The sequence below is a fragment of the Streptomyces sp. NPDC059003 genome, assembly GCF_042740445.1.
Taxonomy (GTDB): Bacteria; Actinomycetota; Actinomycetes; order Streptomycetales; family Streptomycetaceae; genus Streptomyces.
On the sequence record NZ_JBHYJH010000027.1, the window covers coordinates 39,202 to 65,151 of the forward strand.

Here is a 25,950-nt window from a genome sequence, read left to right on the forward strand (position 1 = left end):
CCATGTTCCTGCTCGCCCTGCGTTCCCTGCGGCAGCGCCCCGGACGCTCCGTCGCGACCCTGCTGTCCGCGTTCCTCGGCGCCGCCATCATCATGACCTTCAACTCGCTGCACGACACCGCGGGCGCCCCCGGCGTCGACAGCACCAGCTCCTCGTCCCTGACCACCGCGGCGAGCGTCGTCGGCGGCTATGGCACCCTGCTCGTGTTCTTCGCCGTCGCCTCCACGCTCACCGTCAACGTCCGCCAGCGCGGCACCGAGATCGCCCTGCTGCGCGCCACCGGCGCGACGCCCGCCCAGATCAAGCGCATGGTCGTCGGCGAGGCCGCCGTCATCGCGCTGATCGGCGCCGTCCTCGCGATCGGGCCCGCGATGCTCGGCGGGCGGCTGCTGCTCGGCATGTTCCAGGACAGCGGGCAGGTCGCCGACTCCGTCGACTATGCCTTCGGTCCCGTCGCGCTCCTGTCCGGCATCGACGTCACGCTGCTCGCGGCCGTCGGCGCGGCGCTCCTCGCGGTGCGGCGGGCCACGAAGGCCGCGGCGGGGGAGCGCGCGCCCCGAAACCGGCGGCGCGACGTCCTCGCGTACGCGGCCCTTGCGGCCGGTGCCGTGAGCGTCAGCTCGACCTTCGCGTTCGACGCGACGGACCCCGCCCTGATGGCGCCCGCCGCCTACGGCTCCATCCTGCTCGCGGTCGGCTTCGCCGTCCTGTCGCCCCGGCTCCTGCACGCGCTGCTCGGGCTCCTGGAGCGGCCGCTCACCGCGCTCACCGGAGCGAGCGGCTATCTGACCGTGCACACCCTGCGCAGGCGCGCCGGTGAACTCGCCGGTGTCCTCATGCCGTTGATCCTCTTCACCGGCATGGCGATCGCGACGCTGTACATGCAGGCCGTCGAGAACGACGCCATCGAGGCCTCCGGCCTGGCCAAGTCCGTCGACGACAAGAACGTGCAGACCCTGAACCTCACGGTCGTCGGCATCATCGTCGTCTTCGCCTGCGTGATGCTGGTCAACAGCCTGTACGCGGCGACGTCCTACCGGGCCCGCGAGTTCGGGCAGCAGCGCCTCGCGGGCGCGACGCCCCGGCAGGTGCTCGGCACCGTCGCCATGGAGGGCCTGGCGCTCACCGTGACCGGGGTGTTCTTCGGCTCGCTCGCCGGGATCGCCGGGATCGTGCCGTTCACGGTGGTGCGCACGGACGGCGTCCTGCCGGACCAGGGCCTCGGCATCTGGTGCGCCATCGTGGCCGTCGCGGGAGCGGCGACGCTCGGCACGAGCCTCGCCACGGCCCGGCGCACGCTGCGGACTTCGGCGGTGGAGGCGGTGTCCCTCGCGGCGTGACCACCGCGGGATACGCGGCCGGGGGACGGACGACACGGTGGATGGAGAGGCGGACGAAGAGGCGGACAAAGAGGTGGACGCAGAGGTGACCGCGGGACGCGGTCACCTCTCTCCCCGTTCCCGCTCCCCGCGCCGGGCGTTGTAGCTTCGGTGCCGTGACGCTCGACGATCTCCGTGTCTTCATCGCCGTCTGCCGCGCCGGCAGCCTCAGCGCGGTCGCGCGCGAACTCTCCTGTACGCAGTCGGCGGTGAGCCAGCACGTCAAACGCCTGGAGAAGGAGCTGGCCGTCAGCCTCGTGGAGCGGCACGCGCGCGGTGTCGTACCGACGCCGGCGGGCCGCATCCTGCACGCCGCCGCGTCCGACGGCATCGGCGGCATCGACCTCGCCCTGCGCCGCCTGCGCGACCTCGTGCGCGGCGAGAGCGGCGCCGTGCGCATCACCACGGGCGCGACGACCGTACGCCACTTCATGGCCGACGCGATCGTCGGCTTCCGGCGGCGCTACCCCCGAGTGACCCTCGAATTCCAGACGGCGAGCTCCAGCAGGGCCTGCTTCGACGCCCTCGCCGCCGACGACCTGGACCTCGCGTGGATCACCGTCGGCGACCCCGTACGCGGCATCGAGCAGCGGCCCGTCGCCGACCTGCCGTGGGTGCTCGCCGTCCCCCCGGGCGACCCGCTCGCCGCGAAGTCGCACGTCGGCCTCGCGGACCTGGCGTCCTGTCAGCTGATCCGCCCCCCCGAGGCCTCCACCTCGCGCGCCCAACTGGACGCGGCCATGGGCGACGCGGGCCTGAGCGCGACGGGCCACACCAGCGTCGCCGACTGGGACACCGCGCTGCTGCTCACCGAGCTCGGCGTCGGCCGTGCCGTCGTCCCCGAACTGCCCGGCTGGCGCGACGCGGGCCCGCCGGGCCTGCGCCTCGTCCCGATCCCGGAGCTGCCCGCGCTCTCGGTCGGCTGGGCCGTGCGCCGCTGGGACGCGCTCAGCCCCCTGGCCCGCGCCTTCGCGGACACGGTGGCCGCCGACTGCCGGGGCGGGGGTGCCGTCCCCGCTCAGGGCGGGGGCGGCCGGGCGGCGCGCGTCTGAGAAGGGGTGCCGTTCCCGTTCAGGACGGAGTGAGGCGTGCGGCGCGCGTCTGGAGGTAGCGGATCTCGGGCCGGCTGAGGGTGCGCTGGGCCGCCAACTGGTAGGCGGCGCGTGCTCCTTCGACGTCGCCCGCCTTCTCCAGGAGGTGGGCGCGGACCGCTTCGAGGCGGTGGTGCCCCGCCAACCGGTCCTCCAGGTCCGCCAGTTCCGCCAGGCCCGCCCGCGGGCCGTGCACCATGGCGACGGCGACGGCCCGGCCGAGCTCGGCCATCGGCTCCGGCGCGCGGCGCACCAGGACGTCGTACAGGGCGAGGATCTGCGGCCAGTCGGTGTCCTCGGCGCGCGCCGCCTCGTCGTGCAGGGCCGCGATCGCCGCCTGCACCTGGTAGGCGCCCGCGGGGCCCTGCCGCAGCGCCTCCTCCACGAGGGCGGTGCCTTCGGCGATCGCCCGCGCGTCCCACCGGCCCCGGTCCTGCTCGTCCAGGGGGATCAGCTCGCCGCGCGGCCCGGTCCGGGCGGCACTGCGCGCGTCCGTGAGCAGCATCAGCGCGAGCAGTCCCGTCACCGCGCCCTCCGCGGGCAGCAGGCGGCGCACGGCACGGGTCAGCCGGATCGCCTCACGGGCCAGGTCGGTGCGGTGCAGCGCGGCGCCCGACGTCGCGGTGTAGCCCTCGTTGAAGATCAGGTAGAGCACCTGGAGGACCGCGGCGAGCCGCTGGTCGCGGTCGGCGGGCCCCGGCTGCGTGAAGGGCGCGCCCCGTATCTTCTGCTTGGCGCGGCTGACGCGCTGCGCCATCGTCGCCTCCGGCACCAGGTGGGCGCGGGCGATCTCGGCCGTCGTCAGACCGCCGACGGCCCGCAGCGTCAGGGCGATCTGCGCGGCCGGGGTCAGCGACGGGTCGCAGCACAGGAAGAGCAGCGTGAGCGTGTCGTCGTCGGACGGGGCGCGGCTCTCGCCCGGCGCGGGCGCCGCGAGGGCGTCGCGCGGCGTGAGCCGGGCCGCGTTCTCCTCGCGGCGCCGCCGGGCCGCGTCGCTGCGCAGCTGGTCCGTCAGGCGCCGCGACGCCACCTTGATCAGCCAGCCGCGCGGGTTGTCCGGCACCCCCTGCTCCGGCCACTGCCCCGCGGCGGCGAGCAGCGCCTCCTGCACCGCGTCCTCGGCCTCGCCGAAGTGGCCGTAGCGGCGCACCAGCGCGCCGAGGACCTGCGGCGCGTGCAGCCGCAGCAGGTCCTCGACCTCACTCGGGTGTTTCACCCACGGCCTCCTGACGGTGGTGGCGGTGCCGCTCGGACAGGCCCTAGCAGCTGCCGCCCGCCTCCTGCACGGGCCGGATCACCACCGGAGGGGTCGGCGCGCCCTCGGGGCCGGGGCACTGCAGGATCCGCTCGGCGATCTCGGTGACCCGCTCCAGGCTCTCGCACTCCAGGAGCCAGTACCCGGCCAGCACCTCCTTCGTCTCGCCGTACGGACCGTCCGTGATCACCGGGCGGCCGTCGTCGCCCCGGCCCACCAGACGCGTCCGGGCGGGGTCGGTCAGGCCCTGGCCGTCGATGAACTCACCGGACTCGGCGAGATCGTCGTTCAGGGCACCCATGAACTGGAACATCGCCTGGAGCTCCTGCTCGCTCCAGGCCGGGCTGTGCGCGGAGGCCTTGCCGCTCATCGCGTCGTAGTCGGCCTGCGAGCCCTGCACCATCACCAAGTACTTCATGTCCGTACTCCTCGGCTGTGTGGTCACCCCTCATGGGCAACTCTCACAGGGGACGTCGGAGCGGGCGACCCGCTCTCGACACGTTCCGCGGATTTCTTTCGCCCTACTTCTGGGAGCCGTCCTGCGCGACGTCCTGCGCGGCGTCCCCCGAGCGGCGCACCCCACGGCGCGCCGCCGGGCCGCTGCCGGGAGAGTGAGGGCATGCGTGCCTTGCGGGACATGGTGGCGGGGCTGCTTCCGCATGCCAGGGCGGGGCGGCTCCCGCGCGTGGCGCGCCTGGTCCTCGCGGTGGCGCCCGGCCTGGCCGCCGCGGCCGCCCTCGTGCTGTGCGCCGTGGGCGTGCAGGACGCGGCGGACGGGAGCGGGGGCAAGGCCGCCGTGAGGCCCGTCGCGGCGGGGCACCCGGCCGCCCGGCCGGTGATCGTGCCGCGCGCACGCTGGCTCGGCGACACGCCGCCCAGCCATCCGCCGGTGCGCTACGGCGGTCCCGTCGCCGCCGTCTTCGTCCACCACACGGACTCGCCGAACCGCTACGACTGCGCCGACGCGCCCCGCATCATCCGCGCCCTCGCCGCGGGCCAGACCAAGGCCCGCCTCTTCGACGACATCGGCTACAACTTCCTCGTCGACCGCTGCGGCACGATCTACGAGGGCCGCGCGGGCGGCGTCGACCAGCCCGTCGTCGGCGCGCACACGCAGGGCTTCAACCACCGCACGGCGGGCATCGCCGCGATCGGCACGTTCACGGAGGGCACGCCGGTGCCGGGCCCGATGGCGGAGGCCATCGCCGCGCTCGCCGCGTGGAAGCTCGGCCTCGCCGACGTCGACCCGAGGCTGCGGGCGCGCCTGGTGTCCAGCAACAACCTGAGCCGGTTCCCCGCGGGCACGCCCGCCGAGTTCGACGCCGTGGCCGGGCACGCCGACGGCTACTCGACGCACTGCCCGGGCGCCGCCCTGCGGGCCGAGCTGCCCGCGATCAGGGAGCGGGCAGCGCAGCTCCAGGGCCGTGTGCCCGAGCACGCGCGGGCCGCCGGGCGGCACGAGGCGCGTCCGTCCGCGCCCGGACCCCGGGGCGCACCTAGCCCTTGAGGCGGACGCCCTTCATGGCGTTGTCGAAGACCGGCCGGTGCTGCTTCCACTGCTCGTCCGGCGCCGAGAGGTAGACGACGTACTGCGTGCCGTCGCCGTCGGCGAACGCCATCTCCACCGCCCGGTACGTGCGGGCCCTGCCGTCGAAGGTGAACTCCCAGTACCCGGCGGGCTTGCCGCGGAAGGTCGTGGAGGCCATCCGCACCCGCTCGTAGTTCCGGTTGTCGCGCCGCGTCTGCTCCTCCTCGGTCTCGCGCCAGTGCTCCACCGGGTCGGACCCGGCGAACTCGGCGACGTTGACCCGCAGGCCCACGCGCCCGGACGGGTCGAGGTAGGCGACGTCGCCGCCCTTCAGGACCTTGCGGGTCCAGCCGTCCGGCACGGGCAGGGACATGCGGCGGTCCGGCTTCTCCAGGTGGTACCCGGACGGCACCGGCGGGACGGACGACGGGGAGGGGCGGTGGTCGGGGGTGCCGGAGCCGGACGACCGGGCGCCGGACGCGTCGGTGTCGCCGGGCCACAGGAGCACACCGGCCGCCACACAGCCGGCGACCACGGCGGCGGACCCGCACCACAGGGCCGCGCGGCGGCCGCGCCCGCCACGGCGCGCGGAGGGCGCGGTGGACTTCGAGTGCGCGGAAGAAGCGGAAGAAGCGGAAGACGCGGCGGGCTTCGGGTGCGCGGCCGCGTCCAGGACGGCGGTGCCCGCCTCCGACGCCCGGCGCAGCAGGCGCTCGGCCTCGTGCGCGTCCATGCGCCGCTCCGGGTCCTTCGCGAGCAGGCCCTCGAGCAGCGGGGTCAGCTCCCCGGCGTCGCGCGGCGGCTCGTGCGGTTCGGTGGCGATGGCGTACGCCGTCTCCATGGCGCCGTCCCGCTGGAAGGGGTGGCGGCCCTCGACCGCCTCGTACAGCGTGACACCGAGGGACCACAGGTCGCAGGCGGGACCGGGCCCGGCGCTGCGCAGCCGCTCGGGCGCGAGGTACTTGACCGAGCCGACGAGCTCACCGGTCCTGGTCAGGGACGGCGTGCCGCTCTCCACGGCGATCCCGAAGTCCGTGAGCACGATCCGCCCGTCGCGGCCGAGCAGCACGTTGGCGGGCTTGACGTCCCGGTGCAGGACGCCCGCGTCGTGCGCGGCGCGCAGCGCGGACGCCATGGCGAGGCCGACCCGGGCCGCCTCACCGGGCGGCAGCGCCCCGCGCTCCTTCAGGACGTCGCCCAGCGTGCGGGAGGGGATGTACTCCATGACGATGCACGGCAGGCCCTCGTCGTCGACGACGTCGTGCACCACGATCACGTGCGGGTGGGCGATGCGGGCGGCGCTGCGGGCCTCGCGGCGCGTGCGCTCGTGCAGCGTCTCGATCTCGTCGTCGTGCAGATGCGGCGGCACGTGCAGCTTCTTCACGGCGACATGGCGCCCTAGCAGCTCGTCCTCGGCCCGCCACACGGTGCCCATGCCGCCCCGGCCCACGCGCTCGACCAGGCGGTAGCGGCCCGCCACGAGCCGTCCCGGATCGGACACCGTCGAGATCCCCACTTCGCACACATGAACAGATTGCCGAAGTAGCCTAACCCGCTCGTCCGGCGGGCCGACGGTCATGGGTTCGCGGTCGCGTACACGATGAGGTTGTCCACCGGATGCCCCTGCGCGTCGTACGCGCCGTCGCAGGTGATCAGGCGCAGGGCGCGGGACGAGGTCGCTCCGTAGACCCTGTCGGTCGGGAAGGCCTTCTTGCGGACCGTCTCGGTGCGGGTGACGGTGAAGCGCACCGTCCGGCCGTGCGCGTCGCGGACGGTGATGCGGGCGCCCGCCCGCACGTCCTTCAGGTCGTGGAAGACGGCCTTGCCGTAGCGCGTGTCGTTGTGGCCGATGAGGACGGCCGCGCCCCGCTCGCCGGGCACGGCGCCGCCGGTGTACCAGCCCGCCGTCATGCCCTTGTGCGGGGGCGGGACCTCGACCGTGCGGTCGGCGTTGAGGCCGAGGCGCATCAGCGGGGCGCTCACGCCGATGGACGGGATGGACACGCGCACCGGGTCGGCGGCCCCGACCCGGGTGACGGTGCCGCTGCGCGCGGCGGGCTCGTCGCCGCCCGAGGCGTCCACCGAGTACGTCGACGAGGAGCGGGGCGCGTCGGTGCCACCGCCGGACGAGCAGCCGCTCGCGGCCGCGCAGACGAGGGCGAGCGCGGCGAGCGCGGACGCGCGCCGGTGCCGCGTCGGCCGGTGCCGGTGGGGTGTCGGGGACGTCGTCGAAGACATGGGGCTCCGTACGCGGTGGTGCCGCCCTGGCGTGGACGGCACCACCACGGTGTGGTCGGGCGGGACAGGGGCGTCAGGTGTGACCGGGGGGTGTGGTCAGCCCTGGACGCGCCCGGCGGCGCGGCGGCGCAGGACCACCGTGCTCGCGCCCGCGACCAGGGCGATGCCCGCGGCCGTGCCGATGAGGGTGCCGGTGTTGTCGTCGCCGGTCGTGGGACGCTCGCCCGCGGCGACGCCGCCGCGCGGGGCGGCCTGCTCCTTGCGGGCCTCCTTGGCCTTCTCCACGGCGGCGCGCTTCTTGGCGATGTCCTCCTTCGACGGCGCCGACGGGGCCGACGGGGCCGACGGGGTCGACGGGGCCTTGGAGACCGACGGCTTCGGCTTGGGCGCCTCGGTCGCGAAGGCCATGCCGGCCGGGGCGGCGAGCACGCCCGCGGTCACGGCGGTGACGACGGCCGCGGCCCGCAGCTGACGGCGGTGGGGACGGTGGCGGCGGTGGGACATGGTGTGGGCTCCATTCCAGGTCGTACGGGGCAAGGCCCGGCGAGGCAGGGACCCCTCGCCGGGCACGAGGCACAGGCTGGCGCGAAGTTATGAGGAAACTGTCAGGTTCCTGTTGGCGTCCGATCAGCGTCACCGCCGCACCCCACTGTCAGACCCCTCTGGCACAGTGCCCGTCATGACCGATCGTCACGAAGCCTTCCGCGCCCTGCACCGCGCCGGTGCCCCGCTGCTCCTGCCCAACGCCTGGGACCACGCGTCCGCCGCCGCGCTCGCCCGCGCCGGATTCGCGGCGATCGGCACGACGAGCCTCGGCGTCGCCGCGGCCGCGGGCAAGGCGGACGCCACCGGGGCCGCCCGCGAGGAGACGGTGCGGCTCGCCCGCGGCATCGCGCGGCTGCCCGCGCTGATCACCGTCGACATCGAGGGCGGCTTCAGCGAGCGCCCCGAGGACGTCGCCGCGCTCGCCCGGGAGCTGACCGCGGCGGGTGTCGTCGGCGTGAACATCGAGGACGGACGCCCTGACGGCACGCTCACGGCCGTCGGCGCGCAGAGCGAGCTGATCCGGGCGGTGAAGGAGGCCGCGCCCGAGCTGTTCGTGAACGCCCGCACGGACGCGTACTGGCTGGACGCCGGGGGAGCACCCGAGGCCGAGCGCCGCACGGCCGCGTACCAACAGGCGGGCGCGGACGGGGTGTTCGTGCCGGGGGTCCAGGACGAGGCCGTGATCGGCGGTCTGGTCGCCGCGCTCGACGTACCGCTGAACATCCTGTACGCGCCGGGCACGCTGTCCCCCGCGCGCCTCGCCGACCTCGGCGTGCGGCGCGTGAGCACCGGGTCGCTGCTGTTCCGCGCGGCCGTGCAGCAAGCCGTCGACGTGGCCCAGGAGTTCGCCCGCGGAGCCGCGGGCCCCAGGGACGTCCTGTCGTACGCCGACGCGCAAGATCTCGCGACGGTGTACGAGGGGCAGGTGTGCGAGCCTGGACGGTAGTGCGGGCCGGGGCGGGAGGGGCGAGGCGGGGAGGGGGAGGGATGGCAGGGCGGGACACGTCGCGTCGTACGGGGAGGACGGCGGACCCCGACGCGGCGTCGCCGAGCCTGTGGGCCGACCCCAACTACCGTCTGTTCCTCGCGCTGCAGGGCCTGTCCGCGCTCGGCGACTCCTTCTCGCACGTGGCGATCCCGCTGCTCGTCCTGCACCGGACGGGGTCGGTCGCGCAGATGGGCCTCGTCACCGGTCTGACCGGCGTCGCCACGATCGTCACGGGCCTGTTCGCCGGAGTCGTCGCCGACCGCGTCGACCGGCGCCGCCTGCTCGTGCTCGCCGACGTCGCGCGCTGCGTCCTGTTCGCCCTGGTGCCGGTGGTGTGGCTCTTCGCGACGCCGATCTGGCTGGTCTACACGGTGGTGCCGCTCGCCGGGGTCTTCTCGATGCTGTTCCAGGTCACGTTCGTGACGGTCGTGCCCGCCATCGTGCCGCACGGCCGGATACTCCAGGCCAACAGCCATCTGTTCGGGACGTACGCGGTCGCGGGCGCGGGTGGGCCGATGCTCGCGGGCCTCGTCGCGGCCGCGTTCGGACCTGCGGCCGCCATCGGGATGGACGCCGCGACGTTCGCGGTGTCGGCGGTCGGCATCCTCTTCGTGCGGTTCCGCGCCGCACCGCCGCCCGGCGCGGACGCGGACGCGGGGGCCGAACGGGCCGGGGTGCGGCGGGAGTTCGTCACCGGTGCGCGGTTCCTGTGGCGGCACCCGGTGCTGCGGCCGCTCACGGCTCTCCTCGCCCTGGTCATCTTCCTCACCTACGGCATGACCGACGTCATCATCTTCCGCGTGAAGGACGAACTGGGCCACGGCGACAGCACCGTCGGCTATGTCCTCGCGGCCGGGATGCTCGGCACGCTCGCCGCCGCGGCCGTGGTCGACCGGACGCGCAAACGCCTCGGCTTCGGGGTGATCTGGGTCGGCGTGCACGTCGTCGCGGGCATAGCCGTGGCCGCGCTGGGGCTCACGGGCAGCGTGCCGGTGGTGGGCGCGCTGGCCGCCGTCGTGCTCTTCTGCACAGCCATGGCGGGCATGAACTCCATGTCACTGCGCCAGGAAGTGACGCCAAGCCACCTCCTGGGCCGCGTCACGTCGTCGTTCTGGACGATCCACAACGCGCTCGGCCCCGTGGGCGCGGCGGCCGTCACCGCGGCGGCGGGCACCTGGGGCGTCCCCGCGGTGTGCCTGGCGGCGGGCGGAGGCCTGGTCGCCATCGCGGTGACGGCGACACGGACGGGAGTGGGCCGCTCCCGGGCGGGCCGCGACATGGCCGTCGAGGGGGTACCCCCTGCTCCTTAAGAGCTGTGGGGGAGTTCGAGGACGAGGCCGAAGGCCGATCGACGGCGCCGTAGGTCAACGGCGGGACTCTTCGCGGTGCCTGACACCGGGTTCCCCCTCGGCGGACGGAGGGGCCTGATCCCCATGGCCGGGCCACCACGCGGCATGGCCGATCAACGCCGTCAACGCCGGAGTGAACAGCATCGCCATGACGAACGCCGCGATCACGATGCCGAAGGACAGCGAGAAACCCATCTGGGACAGCGTCGAGTTGCCCGCGAGCATCAGGGTCGCGAACGTGCCCGCGAGGATCACGCCCGCCGAGCCGATCGTCGGCCCCGAGTGCCGCACCGCCGTGCCCGCCGCGTCGTGCGGATCGCGGCCCTCGCGGGCCTCCTCGCGCAGGCGCGACACCATGAGGATGTTGTAGTCCGTGCCGAGGGCGACCACGAACAAGTACATGATCACCGGCAGCATGAACATCAGGCCCGGCTGGCTGCCGATCCGCTGGAAGATGATCGACGTCGCGCCGAGCGTCGCGCCGAAGCCGAGCGCGACCGACAGCATCAGGTACCACGGCGCCACGAGACTGCGGAGCAGCAGGCCGAGGATGACCATGATGGCGATCGCGGCCACCGGGAAGACGACCGAGTAGTCGCGGTCCACGGCCTTGTTGATGTCGACGTACACGGCCGTCGTGCCGCCGACGAGCGCCTCGGTGCCGGCCGGAGCGTCCTGGTGGGCGGTGGTCCGCAGCTGGTCCTTGACGGTGTCCAGGGCCTTCTCGGAGGCGGGCGGATCGGAGAGCACCACGGAGTACGCGGCGGTCGTGCCGTCCTTGCTGATCCGCGGGGCGGCCACCGAGCCGACGCCCTCGACGGACTCCAACTGCTTGCGGAACGCGGCCGGCTGATCGTCGGGCAGCGCCCCGTCACCGGTCGACGTCAGATACACGAACGTCGGGTCGGTGGTGCCCGCCGGGAAGCCCTTCTCCAGGTTGTCCTGCCAGACGACGGACTCCTTGTCCTTGGGCAGCGAGGACCCCGCGAGGTCGAAGTTCGCCTTGTAGCCGAGGGCGCCGAGCGCCAGGGCGCCCATGAACAGCGCCGAGACGACCGCCCACACGGCGGGCTTGCGGGCGATCGACGTACCGAGCTTGGCGAAGCCCGTGCCGTGCGGCTCCCGCTGCCAGGACTTCGACGGCCAGAAGACCTTCGTACCGAGCAGCGACACCACCGCGGGGACCAGCGTGAGGCCCGCGAGCAGCGTCAGGAACACGGCGATCGCGAGCGCGGGCCCCATCGAGCGCAGCATGCCGAGCGAGGACAGCGTGAGCGCGGCGAACGCGACGATGACGGCACCGGCCGCCGACGTGATGGCCTCGCCGACCCGCTCCACGGCGTGCACCATGCCGCCCTTGGGGTCCTCGCCGGCGCGCAGCGCCTCCCGGTAGCGGAACAGCAGGAACAGGATGTAGTCCGTGCCGACGCCGAACAGGACGACGGTGAGCAGCTCCTGGATGGAGGAGTCCGCCTTCATGTCGAAGGCCTTGTTCGCCGAGGCGATCAGGCCCGTCGCCATCGGCGAGATCAGACCGATGAGGACCACGGGGAGCAGCGCGATGATGGGGCTGCGGAAGATCACGAGCAGCAGCACGACGATGATGACGATCGTGCCGACGCCGACGAGCAGGCCCGCGCGCTCGGACGCGTCGCTCTCGTCGAGGGCCTGCGCCGCCGAGCCGGTGATGCCCGCGCTGAGGTCGGTGCCCTTGAGCTCGGCCTTGAGGTCCTTGCGGAGCTGTTCGACGGCGTCCTGCTGCTTGGTGTCCTCGGGGTTGGTGATCTTCGGCATCGCCACGACGGATGTCTGCACGCGCTTGTTGGGCGACACCTCGCCGGGCGTGACGGCCTGGACCTCCTTGATCTTCTTCGCCTGGAGGTCCTTCGAGACGCGGGTGACCTCGGCGGAGTCGGCGGGGGTCAGTCGGCCGCCGTCGGAGCGCTGGAAGACGACGATCGCGCCGATGTTCTCCTGCTGCGGGAACTCCCGCTCCTGCAGGTCCGACGCGCGGATGGATTCGTAGTGCTCGGGCAGGAAGCTCGCTTCGTCGGTGCTGGAGGTCAGCTTCGGTGCCAGCGAGATGACGGCACCGGCCACGACCACCCAGGCAAGGATGATCCACCAGGGGCGGCGGACCACGAATCGGCCCAGTGCAGAGAACATGTACTACTGCCTCTCCTCGCCCCCGAGGCACATCGCATCCTGCCCAGCATCGGCGAGGCCATGCGCCCCCGCCACTCGGGGCGGGGGCCCGGGGAGCGGCGGGGGCGGGCGGAGACGGGTGCGCAGGAGCGGCGTGACCTGCGCGGACCGGAACCGGACTAGAAGTTGATCATGTGTCCGGCCAGGCCGTGCACGGCCTCCTTGACGGCCTCGCCCAGGGTCGGGTGGGCGTGCACGTTGCGCGCCACCTCATGCACGGTGAGGTCCCACTGCTGGGCGAGCGTGAGCTCCGGAAGCAGCTCGGTGACGTCAGGACCGATCAGGTGGGCGCCGATGATCTCGCCGTACTTCGCGTCGCTGATGATCTTCACGAAGCCGACGGTGTCGCCGAGGCCGTGCGCCTTGCCGTTCGCCTGGAACGGGAACTTGGCGACCTTGACGTCGAAGCCCTTCTCCTTGGCCTGCGCCTCGGTCCAGCCGAAGCTCGCGATCTGCGGCTGCGAGTAGGTGGCGCGCGGGATCATCGGGTAGTCGAGCTCCATCGTCTCGGCGTCCGCGATGGTCTCGGCCGCCACGACGCCCATGGACTCGGCGGTGTGCGCGAGCATCAGCTTGGCGGTGACGTCGCCGATGGCGTAGATGTGCGGCACGGACGTGCGGCAGCGGCCGTCGACGTCGATGGCGCCGCGCTCGGTGACGGCCACGCCGGTCGCCTCCAGGCCGTAGCCCGTGACGTTCGGCGCGAAGCCGATGGCCTGCAGGACCTTGTCGGCCTCCAGGACCTGGCTCTTGCCGTCCTTGCCCGTGACGGTGACGCGGACCTGCGGGCCCGACTCGTCGATCGTCTCGACCCGGGTCGAGGTCAGCACGTCGATGCCGAGCTTGCGGTACTGCTTGGCCAGCTCCTTGGAGACGTCCGCGTCCTCCAGGGGCGCGATCCGGTCCAGGAACTCGACGATGGTGACCTTCACGCCGTAGTTGTGCAGGACGTACGCGAACTCGATGCCGATCGCGCCCGCGCCCGCGATCACGACCGACTGCGGCAGCTCGTCGGCGAGGATCTGCTCCTCGTACGTCACCACGCGGTCGCTGCGGCGCGTGCCGGGCAGCAGCTTCGGGGTCGCGCCCGTGGCGATGATGCAGTTGTCGAAGCCGATCGTGGTGGTCGTGCCGTCCGACTTCGCCACCTGAAGGGTGTTGGCGTCGAGGAAGGTGCCCCGGCCGTCGAACTCCGTGATCTTGTTCTTCTTCATCAGGAAGTGGACGCCCTTGACGCGGCCCTCCGCGACCGTGCGGCTGCGCCGGAACGCCTCGCCGTAGTCGAAGGAGACCTCGCCGTCGACCTTGATGCCGTAGGTCTTCGCCTCGTGCGTGAACAAGTGCGCCAGTTCGGCGTTGCGCAGCAGCGCCTTCGTCGGGATGCAGCCGACGTTGAGGCAGACACCGCCCCAGTACTTCTCCTCCACGACCGCGACCCGCTTGCCGAGCTGGGCGGCGCGGATGGCGGCCACATAGCCACCGGGTCCTGCTCCGAGCACGACGACGTCGAAGCGCTCATCCATGGGGTGGTCCTCCCTGAGTTGCACAAACCTGCGTGGTACGGATGCCACGATCATCCGTCATCCACGCCTCGACGTGGAATTCGGCCCCGTCCCTGCCGGGGGCGGCGCCCGCCCGGGGTCTCAACGCCCCGGGGCGAGCCGCCATCTGACCTCTCCGTCGTGCCACTCGTCCGTGGGGGCGAGCCCGGCGGCGCGGGCCACGGCGGCGGACGCGGCGTGCTCCGGGTGGATGTGCGCGACGACGGACGTCACCTCCGGGTGACCGCGCAGCCAGCCGACCAGGGCGCCCGCCGCCTCCGTCGCGTACCCGCGGCCCTGCCAGGCCGCGCCCACCATCCAGGCGACCTCGGCGACCAGGCCACCGGCGGCGTCCCCGGGGCGCACGGTCGCCTGCACGGTCCCTGCGAGGCGCCCGTCGGCAGTGACCCTGACGACCCAGTTGCACCAGGACACGGCGGGGTCCGGCGCCCCGGCGACCTGCCGCGCGTAGCGGGCGCGCAGCGCGTCCACGTCGTCGGGGGCGCCACCGATGTACGCGTACAGCGCCGGGTCGGACAGGACGACGGCCATCTCCTCGGCGTGCGTGACGCGCAGAGGTTCGAGCGAGAGCCGCTCACTGGTCAGCGGTTCGGCGACGAGCCTCATGGGGTGCTCCTTGCGTACGGGGACGGCGGCTCGCAGCGTACGGGGGAGGGGGCGCGGCGGACGGGGCAGGGCCCGCGCCGCGGCGGGCACGTGTCTGAGAGCGCGCCCGTGTCTGAGAGCGCACACGTGTCTCAGAGCCCGCCCGTGTCTGAGAGCGCGCCCGTGTCGTACACGTCGAGGCGCCCGCACATCCCGAACCGCCCGCGCGCCACCGGCTGTTCGGCCCGTACCCGGGCCCGCGCGAGATGGGTGGCGTCGCCGTCCGCCAGGAGGTCGAGCTGTGCGCCGGTGGCCGCTGCCGCCGCGGCGGCGCCTGCCCGCCAGCGTTCGCGCCACTGGTCGGCCAGCGGTCGGACGAGCGCGGCGGCGGCCCGGTGGAAGGCGGCGAGCGGCCCGGGGTCCCCGGCGTCGGCGGCGGCGCGCAGCGCCATGAACCCCTCGACGGCGAGGTCGCGGCGCCGGCGCGCGGCGCGCTCCTGGTCCGCCTCGCTCCCTCGGGCGGGCAGCGCCACCGCGGCCCGGTAGGCGTCCGCGTCCGCGAGGAGCGGCGGCGGCAGCGTGAGCACCGCGTCGCCCGCCTCGGGCAGGCCGCTGTTCTGCATCAGGACGTGCAGGGTCAGGTCGCCCTCGTTGACGAGGCGGTGGACGGTGCCGGGGGTGAACCACACGAGGGCGCCGGGCGCGAGCGGGGTGTGCCGGAACCCGGATCCCGTGAGGGTCTGCACGGCGCCCCGACCGCTCACCACCGCGTAGCCCTCCGTGCACGTCAGATGGAGGTGCGGCGTCCCACCGCGCAGCCCGTCGGCGGCGGGCCAGTCGTACACCCGCAGGCGCGACACCCCGATCCCGCCGGGAAGTCCCTCGTACGCGGCGCTGGCCCGGAATCCGTCGGTCGGCGGCATACCTTCCAAGGGAACCAGGGAAACCACAGGAATCAAAGGGGGCGGAGGAGAACCGGAGGGGAATCGGTGACATAGGAGGCCATCAGGTGGAACGGTCAGACTCTGCATACGCTGCCTACCAGCGGCGGAGCATTGACGATGTGATCCTGACTGATCGCCAAGTGATCCTTTGGAACTGGCCGTGGGCCCTCGTCGCCGGGATCAGGTAGCCGACAAGAAGATCCCGCCACAGGCTGACAGCGACGAGCAGCCCCACCTCGAAGAAGTTGTTGACAGCACCTGAGGCGCCGTGCTCCGCATGCGATAGCGCCTTCCACGGTCATGAGGACAGGAGCGCTTCGGCATACGGCTACGCGGCCTCCTCAACCTCCGGCTCGGTCTTCCCGTTCAGGACCTGCCGCACCCACCCGGGCGAACAGCGCAGCCGCGCCGCGAGGACGTCCACCGGCACACCCCGCCGGTGCGCGCCACGCACCGCCGCATTCCGACGCGCCAACCACCGCTTACGGGCCAGCTTGCCCGCCACCCGCCGCTGCAGCACGGCCGCGACAACCAGCATCAACTGGCCTGACGCGCTCTGAAAACGACCCTCCACGAAAGCCCCCTGCCCAAGACACGCCACCCCGCCCACCCACAACGGTCGACCGCACATAGTCCCGTCGCAAGGGCGCGAAACCCGGCGCACGCACGAACACCCCCACACTCATGAGGCCGTGGGGGCGCTGTGCGGTGCGAGCATCGGCCACAGCGGGTACGGCGGACGAACAGCCCCCCGCCTCAACGGCGAGTGTTGCGCCAGGCCGCCGCACCATCAACACCCAGACACGGCAACGCCCCGCATGCATCGGACGCGGGATGTTGCCGTGTGTGTGGTCGGCAGTACCAAACCCGAGAGAGCCCAGGAAACCACCGCCATCCGCCAAGCCTGCCGCATCCCCGGAACCGCCCCGACGCTCGCAGGCAACGAAGACAACGGGCAAGCCAACAGCGGCTGATACCGAACCCGCCAGGAACCAAGTGTTCTACCGTGTTCCTGTTGTCGAGGGTGACCGCCTGGAGGCAGAGGGAATGGCCGAGCTGATCAGCCGCGAAGAAGTACCCGTCGAAGTCGACTTCTATGGGCTCGCCCTGGAGGACTGGGACGACAGTCAGGTACCCATCCCCTTCCCCGAGGACTGGGAGCAAGGCCCCTTTCTGACCGCTCACCCCGGGCGGCTCTCCTTCACCAGCGCCGGACACACGCACACCGCGAGCGTGACGATCGAAGTCTGGGGCCAGGAACCGGCCGCGCCGCCCGGCGACTGGGAGGAATCCGCCCTCACCGAGATCGCTTGCTCGTCAGGGAAACTCCAAGCCCGCGGCCTCGCCGGTGGTCCGATGCCGGATCCCATCCACCTGTCCGATGAGGCAGGCACCTGGACCGTGCGCGCCGTGTGCCGCGGCCGGACCGACGTTGAAGTCCAGTCGCGAGACGAGGCGGTTGAAGGCGTCGAGCAGTATGTGCTCCAGTTCTGGCCCCAGAAGTGATGTCGCGGACCGGGGACGAATCAGGCTTCAGAGCCCGCCCCCGGCCTGCCGGTTCCTTCAGGACGTAATCTTGACCAGGAAGCCGTCATCCGGACCGTCGATCAAACGGTTCTTGTCGTAATACTGCGCGAGCAGAATGCCGGCCGCTCCATTTGACTTCTTCGGCAGGGCCTTCACGCTGAAATTCTTCGGATGCACCCGGTGATCGTACTTTGATGCGGCTGCGCCCTCATAGGTGGTTTGGAATGGAAACTCGTCGCACTCCTTCTTCCCGCCCTCGGCGTAGTCATCGCCGAACCACTTCTTGCAGTTGTAGCGCGACTTGTTGTAGTTCTCCTTGCGTCGAGTCCCGTCTTTGTACAGTCGCGTCAGCGGCTCGTCGGCACTCCGGCCCGGCAGCCTCTTCCCGCTGTAGGGCGGATGTGTGCGGCCCGGGTTCGTGAACGCCAGCTTGATGTGCTTCGCCACATCCTTCTCCGGAGCACTGGCGCTCGTGCTGTACTCCAGCGCCGTAGAGACACTGAACACCGCTGCTCCGTTGGCCCTGTTCGGCAGGTAGGCGGCCTTGTCCCAGCGAGGCGGCAGCATGAAAAGGGAGCCGCCGTTCGGAACTTCGAGTGCCCATCCGGGCGGGGCTGACATGCTGACCTTCGCCTCATAGGCGCCAAATACACCGTCGTTGACAGAGACCTGGTCAGGAGCAGTCCACACGGTGTGCTTGAAGCTGCTCATACCCCAGCTCTTCCTCACCGGCATCCTCGCACCGCCGTACTTGTACTGCGCACGCGCCGGCCAACTCTTAGCAATCTTCGCCTTGATGTGGATGCCCATGCCGGTGGCGTTATGCGTGCCCGACGACCGGAAGTCGGTGAGATGGTACGTCACGGTCATCGTGCGGCTGTTCTTCGGGATGGTGCCGACTGTCAACACCTTGAACGAACTCCAGCCGATCGGCCGCCCGGACCGCAGCCACACCTGGTTGAACTTCTTGCCTGAGCACACCGCGAACCGCGACCGGACGTAGAACACTTTGTTCCCAAGGCCGTCCTTGCACTGCTTCCGGGTCATCGTGTGAGGAGGCTCCGGCAGTTGGATCGCTGTAGCTGACACCGGCCTCTTGGGCAAGGACGGCGTAGCCGAATCCGTCGCCGCCCGAAGGCCACTGTCGCGTGCCGGCCCGACCGTCTCCCGCGGCAACAGCCCCTCAGCGGACTGTGCCCGCTGCGAGGCCCGAAGTTGCTCCATCACTCCCGGTTTCCGTAACTCCCCCAGGTCCGGTTCCTCGCCGCCCACCGGCCCGACCGTCGTGATGACCTCCTGCACCCGCTCCTCGGCGCCAGCACTCCCTACCGGCGCCAACAGTGGAGCCAGCAACGCAGGCAACACCACCGCAGAGGCACGCAGACGTGATCTGCGCGTACCAGTTCTTCGCACAAACCCCCCTCAGGGCAAGACGCCACAACCACCCCATGTGGCATGGCCGCACCACATGTAGCAGAGAAGTTCGCTACTCGAACAACAGCACGACACGTCTGACGCAATCACGATCGACAATGGCGAAGAGAGGGCCGCCGGGGTACGGCGGGAGGGCGACGACACTCCGGCCGGCAGTCGCTGGGGAGCCAGCCAGCCGCTGCAGCAAACCGGCCGTCTGGGTGTGGTGCAACTACCGGGGTGCGTGTGACAGTTGAGGGGGAGTGTGATGCCCTCACCCCGCAGGCGATGGGTAGGCCCGGGGCATGTCTAGACCGGCTTGAAATGACGGCGGCTCCATTGCCTGTGCACTTCTAGTGGTTTTCGCGGATGCCGGTTCTCTCATCCTTGGTGCATGCAGCCTTGTAGATCTCGATGGAACCGAGGGCCTGCCGTCTGCCAAGGTGTTTGTGTTCGAGCTTGACGCACTCGAAGAGTGGTGCCTAAGCCAAGAAGCCTCGTCTGGAGGTGGCGGCACTCAACGGGGCGACTGCGGAGATCGATCTTCTAACTCGCAATAGGCCCCGTCACGAGAATCTGTTCTTCGAACAGCCCGCTGCCGCCGTATGAGGACTGCGGGGAAGAAGGGGCTGCCGGAGCTGCACCAGTTCGAAAGGGAAAGATGGCTACGGGCCACAGTGTGACAGCTAAACCGGCCAGTGCGCGAGACGCACGACGTAAACCACCCGTCGACGCCAATGCTCCTGATACCACACCAGCCAGCGGCCTTCCGAGATGGTCAGTAACCCTGACACCCCGGACTCTTCGACTGCAGGCTCGCCGAGGTACTTCACGGCGGCGGCATCAGCCAGCCGTTGCGCGAGTTGCTCAACCTCGGCCACCAGCTCCCGCCGCCGCATCCAGCAGATCCCTTATCTCTGCGCCAGCAGCCCGGATCTCCTCCCGGGACTCCGCGATACCGACCGCCCGCTCCAGCTCCCGCAACCGCTCCGACCGCGCCGGATACCGGTGCAGCGCAACATGCACCGCCCACTTGTGCAGGAACAGATGCATCGGCACCGTGCTGTCCGACTGCAGAGCCTGCTCCCATGCCGCATGGAACTCACGCTCAAAATCAACAGAGGCCACCGGATCCAAGCGCTGTACCGCAGCCCGCAATGGGCCCTCCGACACGGGAGGCATCGCGAACGGCGGCTCGTCGCCACCCGGCTCGACAGAACACACGCTCACCGTCTACCTCCCCAAAATGTTCAACACGCGCGAGACACGCCGACCCGGCAAAAGCCATCCTCCCCCCAACCCGAAGATCCACAGGGATGAGATCGGCACAGGCGCCCCCATCACATGATGGGGGCGCCTGTGCCCGCAGTCAGATTGCGGGGGCCGCCTCATCGGCCTCGTGCGCCCGCCGCGCCAGACCGTGCAGCTCCGCGATCGCTGCCTCCGCCTGCGCGCACAACGCCTCGACATCGTCGGCGCTCATGGAACGGCCAGCCGCGTTCTTCCCGCCCTCGCCAAGTACGAACGAACGGCGGCGCTCCTCCTCGTCGCTGAACGGGTCCACGGCCAGCCGGAAATAAGCGAGGAGTTCCGTACTGTCACGATGAGGCGGTTCGAGATCCAGATACTGGCCCTCATGCCAGACGTCCTCGATCGCCACCTGCCGATCCGACGAGTTGTCCTCCGCGACCGCGTCGAGCACGCTTCACGATGCACTGATGCTGAAGAAGCCCTGCCCGCCCTCGTCGTCGACGCCGAGCCCGCGGCGCGCAGCGCGCGGGCCGGCAGCGAGCCTCGGGCCCGCCGTGAGGCGCTGCGGTGCACCGCTGACCTGATCCGGGCTGCTGCGCTCCACTGCGGCCGAACAGGCTGCCTAGACCTGTCGCTGATGGTCGCCGACCATGCGTTGCGTGCTGCTGAGGCGATGTCTTGATTGGTGGTGTCCGTAGGCTTCACCTATGGAGAGTGGGCTTGAGACCGCGTGTCGGATCTGTGGGCTGGACATCGGTGAGGTGCGGTTCGACGGGCACGGCTTGGCCTTGTTCGTCATCTGCGGGTGCTGCGGCAATGAGTCCGGCGTGGCAGACGGCACCGTGGCTCAGGTTCGCCGCCTTCGTGACCGCTGGCTCGATGCTGGATCTGTGTGGTTCGAGCCCAAGTCCCGACCGGCCGGTTGGGGCCTGCAGCAGCAGTTGTGCAGCATTCCGCTGAGGTGGCGCTGACCTTGATCGCCCGTCAGTTCACTGTTGGCGTGCGGCAATAGCAGATGAGGAACGCGGCGAGCCCGGCGAAGGCGCGGAAGTGCTCGGCCTTGCGGTCGTAGTGGCGGTGCAGACGGCGGTATCCGTTCAGTCAGGACATCGTGCGCTCGATGACCCAGTGGTGCCGGCCAAGCCGCTCGGAGGCTTCAAGCCTGCGGCGGGCGATGCGTGGCGCGGGGGCCGTCTCATCGGCATGCAGGCACGTGATCGGTTAGGAGCGATTTAGGGGCTGAGGCGCTGCGTCGATGGCGTGCCTGAGCGGCGCCCCCCCGAGGGGCGCCGCAGGTGGATGGTGTGCGGCCCCCGACGCTCGGGACATCGGGGGCCGCGGGCCTCGACTTCCTCCCCCCACGAAAGGTTGTCGAGGGTCTATGGGGGATGGGGAACCGTCAGAAGTTCAGCAGGGCTCCGTCGGTGAGGGACGCGTTCTTCACGCATGCGTTGCCGAACGTCGTCGTCCACGCGACGTGCTTGCCCTGCCAGACGCCGGCCACCGAGACGACGACCGGGTTCCACTCCTTCGTACAGTGCCCCTTCGGTTCCTTGTCGACGAGCGTGTCGAACTTGGCCTCCACCGCGTCGAGTTCGGCACAGGCGGCCTGCGGAACCGGGTGGGTGCCCGAGGCCTTGGGCGCACAGGTCAGGGTGACCGCGCGCTGCACCGTGGCCGTGGCGGCGTCTTCGCCCTGGCCGACGGTGAGCACGAGGGCCGACGGCGCGTACAGGCCCGTCGGCTTCGGGGCCTCCGCCTGTGCCGTGCCCATGGTGACCACCGAGGCGGTCAGGGCACCGGCGGCCACGGCGGTGGCGCTCACGGTCTTGAGGAGGTGACGCACTTTGACGCTCCTTAGAAGCGGGTTGGTGGTTCCAGGGTCGGTGGCACGCGAGGAAGTGTTGCAGGCAATTGCTGCTGGGAGTTACCAGGAGATTGCGTGCCGTGATTTGTGATTGCGGTGGGGAGTCTGGCAAGTGCGCTGAGTGAGCGGCAACCGGATGGTCGATTTCCGGATGCCTGCGTCCGCTGAGCGAGGTCCGAATGGCCGTTCGGGCAGCTCAGGGCGGCCGGGGCGAGTGCCGAGGAGTGGTCCAGGCCTGTGGTGCGGGCCGGTGGTATAACTCGGAACGACCACTTGACCTGGGAAAATGAGCGGTTGGTCGTTTTTCGTTGCGCGGCCTTCGACCGGAAACCATCGCTTGACCGGACGGGGTCCGAACGGATATTCGCGAGCCGTTCATCGAGCGCGGGTGGTGCCTGACCTGCGGTGCGGCGCGGTGGTGCGCGGCACGGGCGAGTGCGGTGGCGGTTGGGGTGCCTGGTGGCGCGGGCGGGTGCTGGGGCGGTGGTCAGGTCCTGGTGACGCGGGCGTGGGCCTCCTCGGGGGTGAGGCGCCGGCCCTCCTCGAACGCGGTTGTGTACGGCTCCTCGCCGAGCCGCGCCCGCGCTGCGGCCGCCGCCCGGTCGACGTCCAGGCGCTCGGCGGGCGGCAGGGGGGCGGCCACGGACGCGCGGGCCGCGGTCGCCGCGCCGAGCAGCGTCGCCGCCGTGGCGCCCGCGCCCGCCGCGGCCTCCGCTCCCGCGAGGCCCTCCAGGGCGAGCGCGAGCGCCCGCGGGTCGCCGAGGCCGCGCGCGACCGCGAACCCCTCGTCGTGCAGCGCCCGGGCCGTCGCCGTGTCCCCGCGCAGCTCCGCCGCGAAGCCCAGCTCGGCGAGTGCCAGCGTCACGCCGGGGCCGTAGTCGGCCGCGCGGAACCACCCGAGCAGCTCGCGCATGTGCCGCTCGGCGCCGACCAGATCGCCCTCCCGGCGCGCCCCGAGCCCGAGCCCGATCAGCGCGTCGACCTCGCCGGAGCGGAAGCTGTGGTCCCGCGCGAGCCGCAGCGCCCGCTCGTGCCGGGCGCGGGCCAGGCCCGTGTCGCCGGTGAGCAGCGCGATCCGGCCGAGTCCCGAAAGCCGCTTGGAGGCCTCGGTCCACAGTCCGAGGCGCTCCGCGATGGCCAGTCCTTCACCGTGCAGCCGGGCGGCCTCGGCGTAGTCACCCGCGATCTCGCTGAGCGCGGCGAGCGGGAAAACCGTCTGCAACTGCCCCCAGCCGTCGCCCAGTTCATGGAAGAGCCGGGCGCTGCGCTCGCTGTCGCGCCGCACCGCGCCGAGGTCGCCGTGCGCCATGGCGTGCCGGGCCCGCACGCTCAGGGCCGCGGCCGTGCCCCACGCGTCGCCGAGCTCGCCGAAGGCCTCCAGGGCCTCGTCCACCAGCCGCTCCCCGGCGCGCACCGCCCCCGCGCCGAGCTGAGCGGACCCAAGAATCCACAGGGCGGTGGCCCGCCCGGCCGGATCGTCGACACCGTCGTACGCGGCGAGCACGGCGTGCACGCCGTGCACGCCGTGCACAGAGCGGTCACCTGCGCCGTCCCCGGTCCCGCTGCCCGTGCCGGGGCACGCGTCCGCGTCCGCGTACGCGTCCGCCGGATCGCCCTCGCGCAGTGCGACGCCGACCCGCCAGGCGCGTGCCAGAGCTCGTGCGGCAGCCGTCTCGGGGTGCCGGTCGGAGGGCGTCTCGGGGGTCAGGGCGAGGGCGGCGTCGAGGGACCTGGCCGCCTCCGTGACGCGGCCCCGCAGGATCCAGTACCAGGACAGCGCGTTCACCATCCGCAGTGCCCGGTGCGCCGCGCCCTGCTCGACCGCGGTGTCAAGCGCCCGCCGGAGATTGGCGCTTTCCTCGTCGAGCCGTTCCAGCCATCTGTGCTGCGCCGGGCCGCGCAGCAACGCTCGCGCGCGCACGGCGAGTTCGGCGTAGTGGGCGCTGTGCCGCTCGCGGAGCTCGGCGAACTCGCCCGCCTCGTGCAGCTGTTCCACCCCGTACGCCCTGACGGACTCGAGGACGCAGTACCGCGGCCCCTCCGGCCGGTCGGACGCCACCACGAGGGAGCGGTCCACGAGGCGCGACAGGACGTCGAGCACGTCCGGGCCGCGCACGGCACCGCCCGCGCTCACGGCCTCGGCGGCGTCGAGCGCGCAGCCCTCGTGCACGGCGAGCCTGCGCAGGACCGTGCGCTCGGGGACGCTGAGCAGCGACCAGCTCCAGTCGATGACGGCACGCAGCGTGCGCTGCCGCGCCGGGGCCCCGCGCAGGCCCCGGGCGAGCAGCGCGAACCGGTCGTCGATCCGGGCGAGCAGCCCGTGTACGCCAAGGGTGCGGACCCGTGCCGCCGCCAGTTCGAGCGCGAGCGGGATGCCGTCGAGGCGCGTACACAGCTCGGCGACGGCCTCCGCGTCGTCCGCGCCGAGCTCGGCCCCGGGCGCGAGCCCGGCCCGCCGCGTGAACAGCTCCATGGCGCCGGACAGCGCCAACGGCGGCACGGCGCGCACGCGTTCGCCGCTCACGTCGAGCGGTTCCTGGCTGGTCGCGAGGACGGACAGGCCCGGTACGTCGCGCAGCAGCGCGGCGGTCGCCTCGGCCGCCGCGTCCACCACGTGCTCGCAGTTGTCGAGGACGAGCAGCAGCCGCCGCCCGCGCAGGGCGTGCGTGAGCCGCCCGACGGCGTCCGCCGGGGCGCCCGGGTCCGGCTCCTGGTGCAGCCCGAGCACCCGCGCCACGGCCTCCGCCACGGCGTCCGGCCGCCGCCCGTGGCCCGCGTCGACCCCCGCGAGCTCGACGAGCCACACCCCGTCCGGGTACGCGTCGCCGAGCCCGCCCGCGGCCGCCACGGCGAGCCGTGTCTTGCCCACGCCGCCGGGCCCGGTGAGCGTCACGAGCCGCCCGTCCGCGAGGAGTTGCCGCACGTCCGGCACGTCCTCGTCCCGGCCGACGAGGCCGGAGACGGGGGCGGGGAGGTTGGTGCGGGTGGGGGCGGGCGCGGGGTACGCCATGGTGGGCGGCAGGGGTGAGGGTGCGCCGGGCGCGGGGCGCTCGGGCGTCGTGGGGGTCGGGTTTTGGTGGGGGGTTGTGGCGTGTGGGGTGGTGGGTTCGGGTGTTGGTGTGAGGGGGGTGGGGTTTGGGGTGGTGGGTGGGAGTTGGGTGGGTGTGGGGGTGCCGGGGGTCGGTGCGGGTGTGGGGCGCGTCGGCGGCGTGGGGGTCGGGTTTTGGTGGGGGGTTGCGGCGTGCGGGGCGGTGAGTTGGGGTCCTGGTTCGAGTGGTGCGGGATTTGCTGTGGCGGGTGCGGGTGCGGGTGCGGGTGCGGGTGCGGGTGCGGGTGCGCCGGGCGTCGGCGCGGGCGCGGGCTGCTGGGGCGCCGTGAGCGTCGGGTCCTGGCGGAGGATCGCGCCGTGCAGCGCGGTCAGGTCGGGCCCCGGAGCGAGGCCGAGGTCATCGGCCAGGCGGCGGCGCAGGTCCTCGTACGCGGCGAGCGCGTCCGTCTGCCTACCGGAGCGGTACAGCGCCCGCAACTGCGCGGCCCGCAGCCGTTCCCGGAGCGGATGGCGCCCGACGAGGCCGGCCAGGTCCGCCACGAGGGGGCCGTGGTCGCCCGCGTCCAGGCGGGCCTCGGCCCACTCCTCCCACGCCGTGAGCCGCTCCTCGCCGAGCCGGTCGACCGCGCCGCGCGCGAACGGCTCGCCCGGGAAGTCCGCGTACGCCTCACCGCGCCACAGGTCGAGCGCCGCGCCCAGGAGCCGTACCCGCTCGCGCGGCCCGTCGGCCCCGCGCGCCTCGGCGAGCAGCCGCACGAACCGCCCGGCGTCGACCGCGTCCGGCGCGACCCGCAGCGCGTAACCCGCGGGCCCCGACGCCACCAGGCCGCGCCCGCCCGGCTCGCCCTCTTCGAGCGCGCGGCGCAGCTGGGAGGCCTTGCCCTGGAGGGCGTTGGCCGGATGGACGGGCAGCGCCGCGCCCCACAGGCCGTCGATGAGCCGCTCGGCGGACACCGGACGGCCCGGGTGCACCAGGAGCCGGGCAAGGAGCGCGCGGACCTTGGCTCCGGGAACGGCGACGGGCGTGCCGTCCGTCGTCCACACCGCCAGCGGACCGAGCACTCCGAATCGCATGCCGACGACGATAACCCGCCTGGTCAAGGGCCCTGTCGGCGCGGACCGACAGGGCACCGGCAGCGAACCGGCAGCCGACCGGCAGCGCCCGCCCGCACG

21 protein-coding genes and 1 pseudogene are annotated in these 25,950 nt (G+C 72.3%); 6 read left to right on the forward strand and 16 right to left on the reverse strand.

Features of this window, described 5'->3' with window-relative positions:
• Positions 1 to 2: 2 nt before the first annotated feature.
• Positions 3 to 1,340, forward strand: a complete 1,338-nt coding sequence (locus ACFWZ5_RS13420) for an FtsX-like permease family protein (protein WP_384790414.1) — start codon at positions 3 to 5, stop codon at positions 1,338 to 1,340.
• Positions 1,341 to 1,495: 155 nt separating this feature from the next.
• Positions 1,496 to 2,431, forward strand: a complete 936-nt coding sequence (locus tag ACFWZ5_RS13425; protein WP_384790412.1) for a LysR family transcriptional regulator — start codon at positions 1,496 to 1,498, stop codon at positions 2,429 to 2,431.
• A gap of 19 nt (positions 2,432 to 2,450) precedes the next feature.
• Here the strand turns inward: ACFWZ5_RS13425 and ACFWZ5_RS13430 are convergent, their stop codons facing one another.
• Both ACFWZ5_RS13430 and ACFWZ5_RS13435 read right to left on the reverse strand, forming a co-directional pair.
• The gene (locus tag ACFWZ5_RS13430) at positions 2,451 to 3,686 is read right to left on the reverse strand and encodes an RNA polymerase sigma factor (protein ID WP_384790409.1); all 1,236 of its coding nucleotides are present in this window, start codon (positions 3,684 to 3,686) and stop codon (positions 2,451 to 2,453) included.
• Between the two features lie 43 nt (positions 3,687 to 3,729).
• Positions 3,730 to 4,143 (reverse strand): YciI family protein, encoded by a 414-nt coding sequence (locus tag ACFWZ5_RS13435; protein WP_384790406.1) that lies wholly within the window; start codon positions 4,141 to 4,143, stop codon positions 3,730 to 3,732.
• Between the two features lie 201 nt (positions 4,144 to 4,344).
• Here ACFWZ5_RS13435 and ACFWZ5_RS13440 point away from each other — a divergent pair, with 201 nt between their 5' ends.
• On the forward strand, positions 4,345 to 5,232 hold the full coding sequence (locus tag ACFWZ5_RS13440) for a peptidoglycan recognition protein (RefSeq protein WP_384790403.1): 888 nt from the start codon (positions 4,345 to 4,347) through the stop codon (positions 5,230 to 5,232).
• Here ACFWZ5_RS13440 and ACFWZ5_RS13445 read toward each other — a convergent pair.
• The 3 genes from ACFWZ5_RS13445 to ACFWZ5_RS13455 form a co-directional block, all read right to left on the reverse strand.
• Positions 5,222 to 6,754, reverse strand: coding sequence for a serine/threonine-protein kinase (locus tag ACFWZ5_RS13445; protein ID WP_384790400.1), 1,533 nt, complete (start codon positions 6,752 to 6,754; stop codon positions 5,222 to 5,224). The genes ACFWZ5_RS13440 and ACFWZ5_RS13445 overlap by 11 nt on opposite strands.
• Before the next feature lie 74 nt (positions 6,755 to 6,828).
• Positions 6,829 to 7,491, reverse strand: coding sequence for a class F sortase (locus ACFWZ5_RS13450; RefSeq protein WP_384790397.1), 663 nt, complete (start codon positions 7,489 to 7,491; stop codon positions 6,829 to 6,831).
• Between the two features lie 96 nt (positions 7,492 to 7,587).
• Positions 7,588 to 7,995: a sortase-dependent protein gene (locus tag ACFWZ5_RS13455; RefSeq protein ID WP_384790394.1), complete on the reverse strand. Its 408-nt coding sequence runs from the start codon at positions 7,993 to 7,995 to the stop codon at positions 7,588 to 7,590.
• A gap of 175 nt (positions 7,996 to 8,170) precedes the next feature.
• Between ACFWZ5_RS13455 and ACFWZ5_RS13460 the strand changes: the two genes are divergently transcribed.
• Positions 8,171 to 8,983, forward strand: a complete 813-nt coding sequence (locus tag ACFWZ5_RS13460) for an isocitrate lyase/phosphoenolpyruvate mutase family protein (RefSeq protein ID WP_384790391.1) — start codon at positions 8,171 to 8,173, stop codon at positions 8,981 to 8,983.
• A gap of 41 nt (positions 8,984 to 9,024) precedes the next feature.
• A complete protein-coding gene (locus tag ACFWZ5_RS13465) occupies positions 9,025 to 10,335 on the forward strand; it encodes an MFS transporter (RefSeq protein WP_384790388.1) in 1,311 nt (436 codons plus the stop codon).
• Positions 10,336 to 10,389: 54 nt separating this feature from the next.
• Here ACFWZ5_RS13465 and ACFWZ5_RS13470 read toward each other — a convergent pair whose 3' ends face one another.
• The 4 genes from ACFWZ5_RS13470 to ACFWZ5_RS13485 form a co-directional block, all read right to left on the reverse strand.
• Complete coding sequence (locus tag ACFWZ5_RS13470; protein WP_384790385.1) at positions 10,390 to 12,540, reverse strand: MMPL family transporter; 2,151 nt, start codon at positions 12,538 to 12,540, stop codon at positions 10,390 to 10,392.
• A 158-nt stretch (positions 12,541 to 12,698) separates the two neighbouring features.
• Positions 12,699 to 14,102, reverse strand: coding sequence for a dihydrolipoyl dehydrogenase (gene lpdA, locus ACFWZ5_RS13475; RefSeq protein WP_384790382.1), 1,404 nt, complete (start codon positions 14,100 to 14,102; stop codon positions 12,699 to 12,701).
• 120 nt (positions 14,103 to 14,222) lie between these two features.
• Positions 14,223 to 14,747, reverse strand: a complete 525-nt coding sequence (locus ACFWZ5_RS13480; protein WP_384790379.1) for a GNAT family N-acetyltransferase — start codon at positions 14,745 to 14,747, stop codon at positions 14,223 to 14,225.
• Positions 14,748 to 14,878: 131 nt separating this feature from the next.
• The gene (locus tag ACFWZ5_RS13485) at positions 14,879 to 15,649 is read right to left on the reverse strand and encodes a cupin domain-containing protein (RefSeq protein ID WP_384790375.1); all 771 of its coding nucleotides are present in this window, start codon (positions 15,647 to 15,649) and stop codon (positions 14,879 to 14,881) included.
• A gap of 1,068 nt (positions 15,650 to 16,717) precedes the next feature.
• Between ACFWZ5_RS13485 and ACFWZ5_RS13490 the strand changes: the two genes are divergently transcribed.
• On the forward strand, positions 16,718 to 17,176 hold the full coding sequence (locus ACFWZ5_RS13490) for a hypothetical protein (RefSeq protein WP_384790372.1): 459 nt from the start codon (positions 16,718 to 16,720) through the stop codon (positions 17,174 to 17,176).
• A gap of 57 nt (positions 17,177 to 17,233) precedes the next feature.
• Here ACFWZ5_RS13490 and ACFWZ5_RS13495 read toward each other — a convergent pair whose 3' ends face one another.
• The 7 genes and pseudogenes from ACFWZ5_RS13495 to ACFWZ5_RS13525 all read right to left on the reverse strand — a co-directional run bounded on the left by ACFWZ5_RS13495 (position 17,234) and on the right by ACFWZ5_RS13525 (position 25,851).
• Complete coding sequence (locus tag ACFWZ5_RS13495; protein WP_384790369.1) at positions 17,234 to 18,499, reverse strand: hypothetical protein; 1,266 nt, start codon at positions 18,497 to 18,499, stop codon at positions 17,234 to 17,236.
• 797 nt (positions 18,500 to 19,296) lie between these two features.
• Positions 19,297 to 19,491 carry a hypothetical protein gene (locus tag ACFWZ5_RS13500; RefSeq protein ID WP_384790366.1) on the reverse strand — a complete coding sequence of 65 codons (195 nt, stop codon included), beginning with the start codon at positions 19,489 to 19,491 and terminating at the stop codon, positions 19,297 to 19,299.
• Positions 19,478 to 19,747 (reverse strand): hypothetical protein, encoded by a 270-nt coding sequence (locus ACFWZ5_RS13505; protein ID WP_384790363.1) that lies wholly within the window; start codon positions 19,745 to 19,747, stop codon positions 19,478 to 19,480. Before ACFWZ5_RS13505 ends, ACFWZ5_RS13500 begins: the two co-directional genes overlap by 14 nt.
• Positions 19,748 to 19,979: 232 nt before the next feature.
• Positions 19,980 to 20,312, reverse strand: a complete 333-nt coding sequence (locus ACFWZ5_RS13510; RefSeq protein WP_384790360.1) for a DUF6907 domain-containing protein — start codon at positions 20,310 to 20,312, stop codon at positions 19,980 to 19,982.
• 533 nt (positions 20,313 to 20,845) lie between these two features.
• Positions 20,846 to 21,040: pseudogene (locus ACFWZ5_RS13515) on the reverse strand (IS5/IS1182 family transposase); the annotation flags it as partial.
• Between the two features lie 220 nt (positions 21,041 to 21,260).
• Positions 21,261 to 21,707 carry a subtilase-type protease inhibitor gene (locus ACFWZ5_RS13520; protein ID WP_384790357.1) on the reverse strand — a complete coding sequence of 149 codons (447 nt, stop codon included), beginning with the start codon at positions 21,705 to 21,707 and terminating at the stop codon, positions 21,261 to 21,263.
• A 508-nt stretch (positions 21,708 to 22,215) separates the two neighbouring features.
• Positions 22,216 to 25,851, reverse strand: coding sequence for a BTAD domain-containing putative transcriptional regulator (locus ACFWZ5_RS13525; protein ID WP_384790354.1), 3,636 nt, complete (start codon positions 25,849 to 25,851; stop codon positions 22,216 to 22,218).
• Between the last annotated feature and the right edge of the window lie 99 nt (positions 25,852 to 25,950).

Coding starts and splice junctions, on each gene's coding strand:
- ACFWZ5_RS13420 (WP_384790414.1), top strand. CDS start 3: ATGTTCCTGCTCGCCCTGCGTTCCCTGCGGCAGCGCCCCGGACGCTCC.
- ACFWZ5_RS13450 (WP_384790397.1), bottom strand. CDS start 7,491: ATGTCTTCGACGACGTCCCCGACACCCCACCGGCACCGGCCGACGCGG.
- ACFWZ5_RS13525 (WP_384790354.1), bottom strand. CDS start 25,851: ATGCGATTCGGAGTGCTCGGTCCGCTGGCGGTGTGGACGACGGACGGC.
- ACFWZ5_RS13435 (WP_384790406.1), bottom strand. CDS start 4,143: ATGAAGTACTTGGTGATGGTGCAGGGCTCGCAGGCCGACTACGACGCG.
- ACFWZ5_RS13440 (WP_384790403.1), top strand. CDS start 4,345: ATGCGTGCCTTGCGGGACATGGTGGCGGGGCTGCTTCCGCATGCCAGG.
- ACFWZ5_RS13455 (WP_384790394.1), bottom strand. CDS start 7,995: ATGTCCCACCGCCGCCACCGTCCCCACCGCCGTCAGCTGCGGGCCGCG.
- ACFWZ5_RS13485 (WP_384790375.1), bottom strand. CDS start 15,649: ATGCCGCCGACCGACGGATTCCGGGCCAGCGCCGCGTACGAGGGACTT.
- ACFWZ5_RS13490 (WP_384790372.1), top strand. CDS start 16,718: ATGGCCGAGCTGATCAGCCGCGAAGAAGTACCCGTCGAAGTCGACTTC.
- ACFWZ5_RS13460 (WP_384790391.1), top strand. CDS start 8,171: ATGACCGATCGTCACGAAGCCTTCCGCGCCCTGCACCGCGCCGGTGCC.
- ACFWZ5_RS13470 (WP_384790385.1), bottom strand. CDS start 12,540: ATGTTCTCTGCACTGGGCCGATTCGTGGTCCGCCGCCCCTGGTGGATC.
- lpdA (WP_384790382.1), bottom strand. CDS start 14,102: ATGGATGAGCGCTTCGACGTCGTCGTGCTCGGAGCAGGACCCGGTGGC.
- ACFWZ5_RS13465 (WP_384790388.1), top strand. CDS start 9,025: ATGGCAGGGCGGGACACGTCGCGTCGTACGGGGAGGACGGCGGACCCC.
- ACFWZ5_RS13480 (WP_384790379.1), bottom strand. CDS start 14,747: ATGAGGCTCGTCGCCGAACCGCTGACCAGTGAGCGGCTCTCGCTCGAA.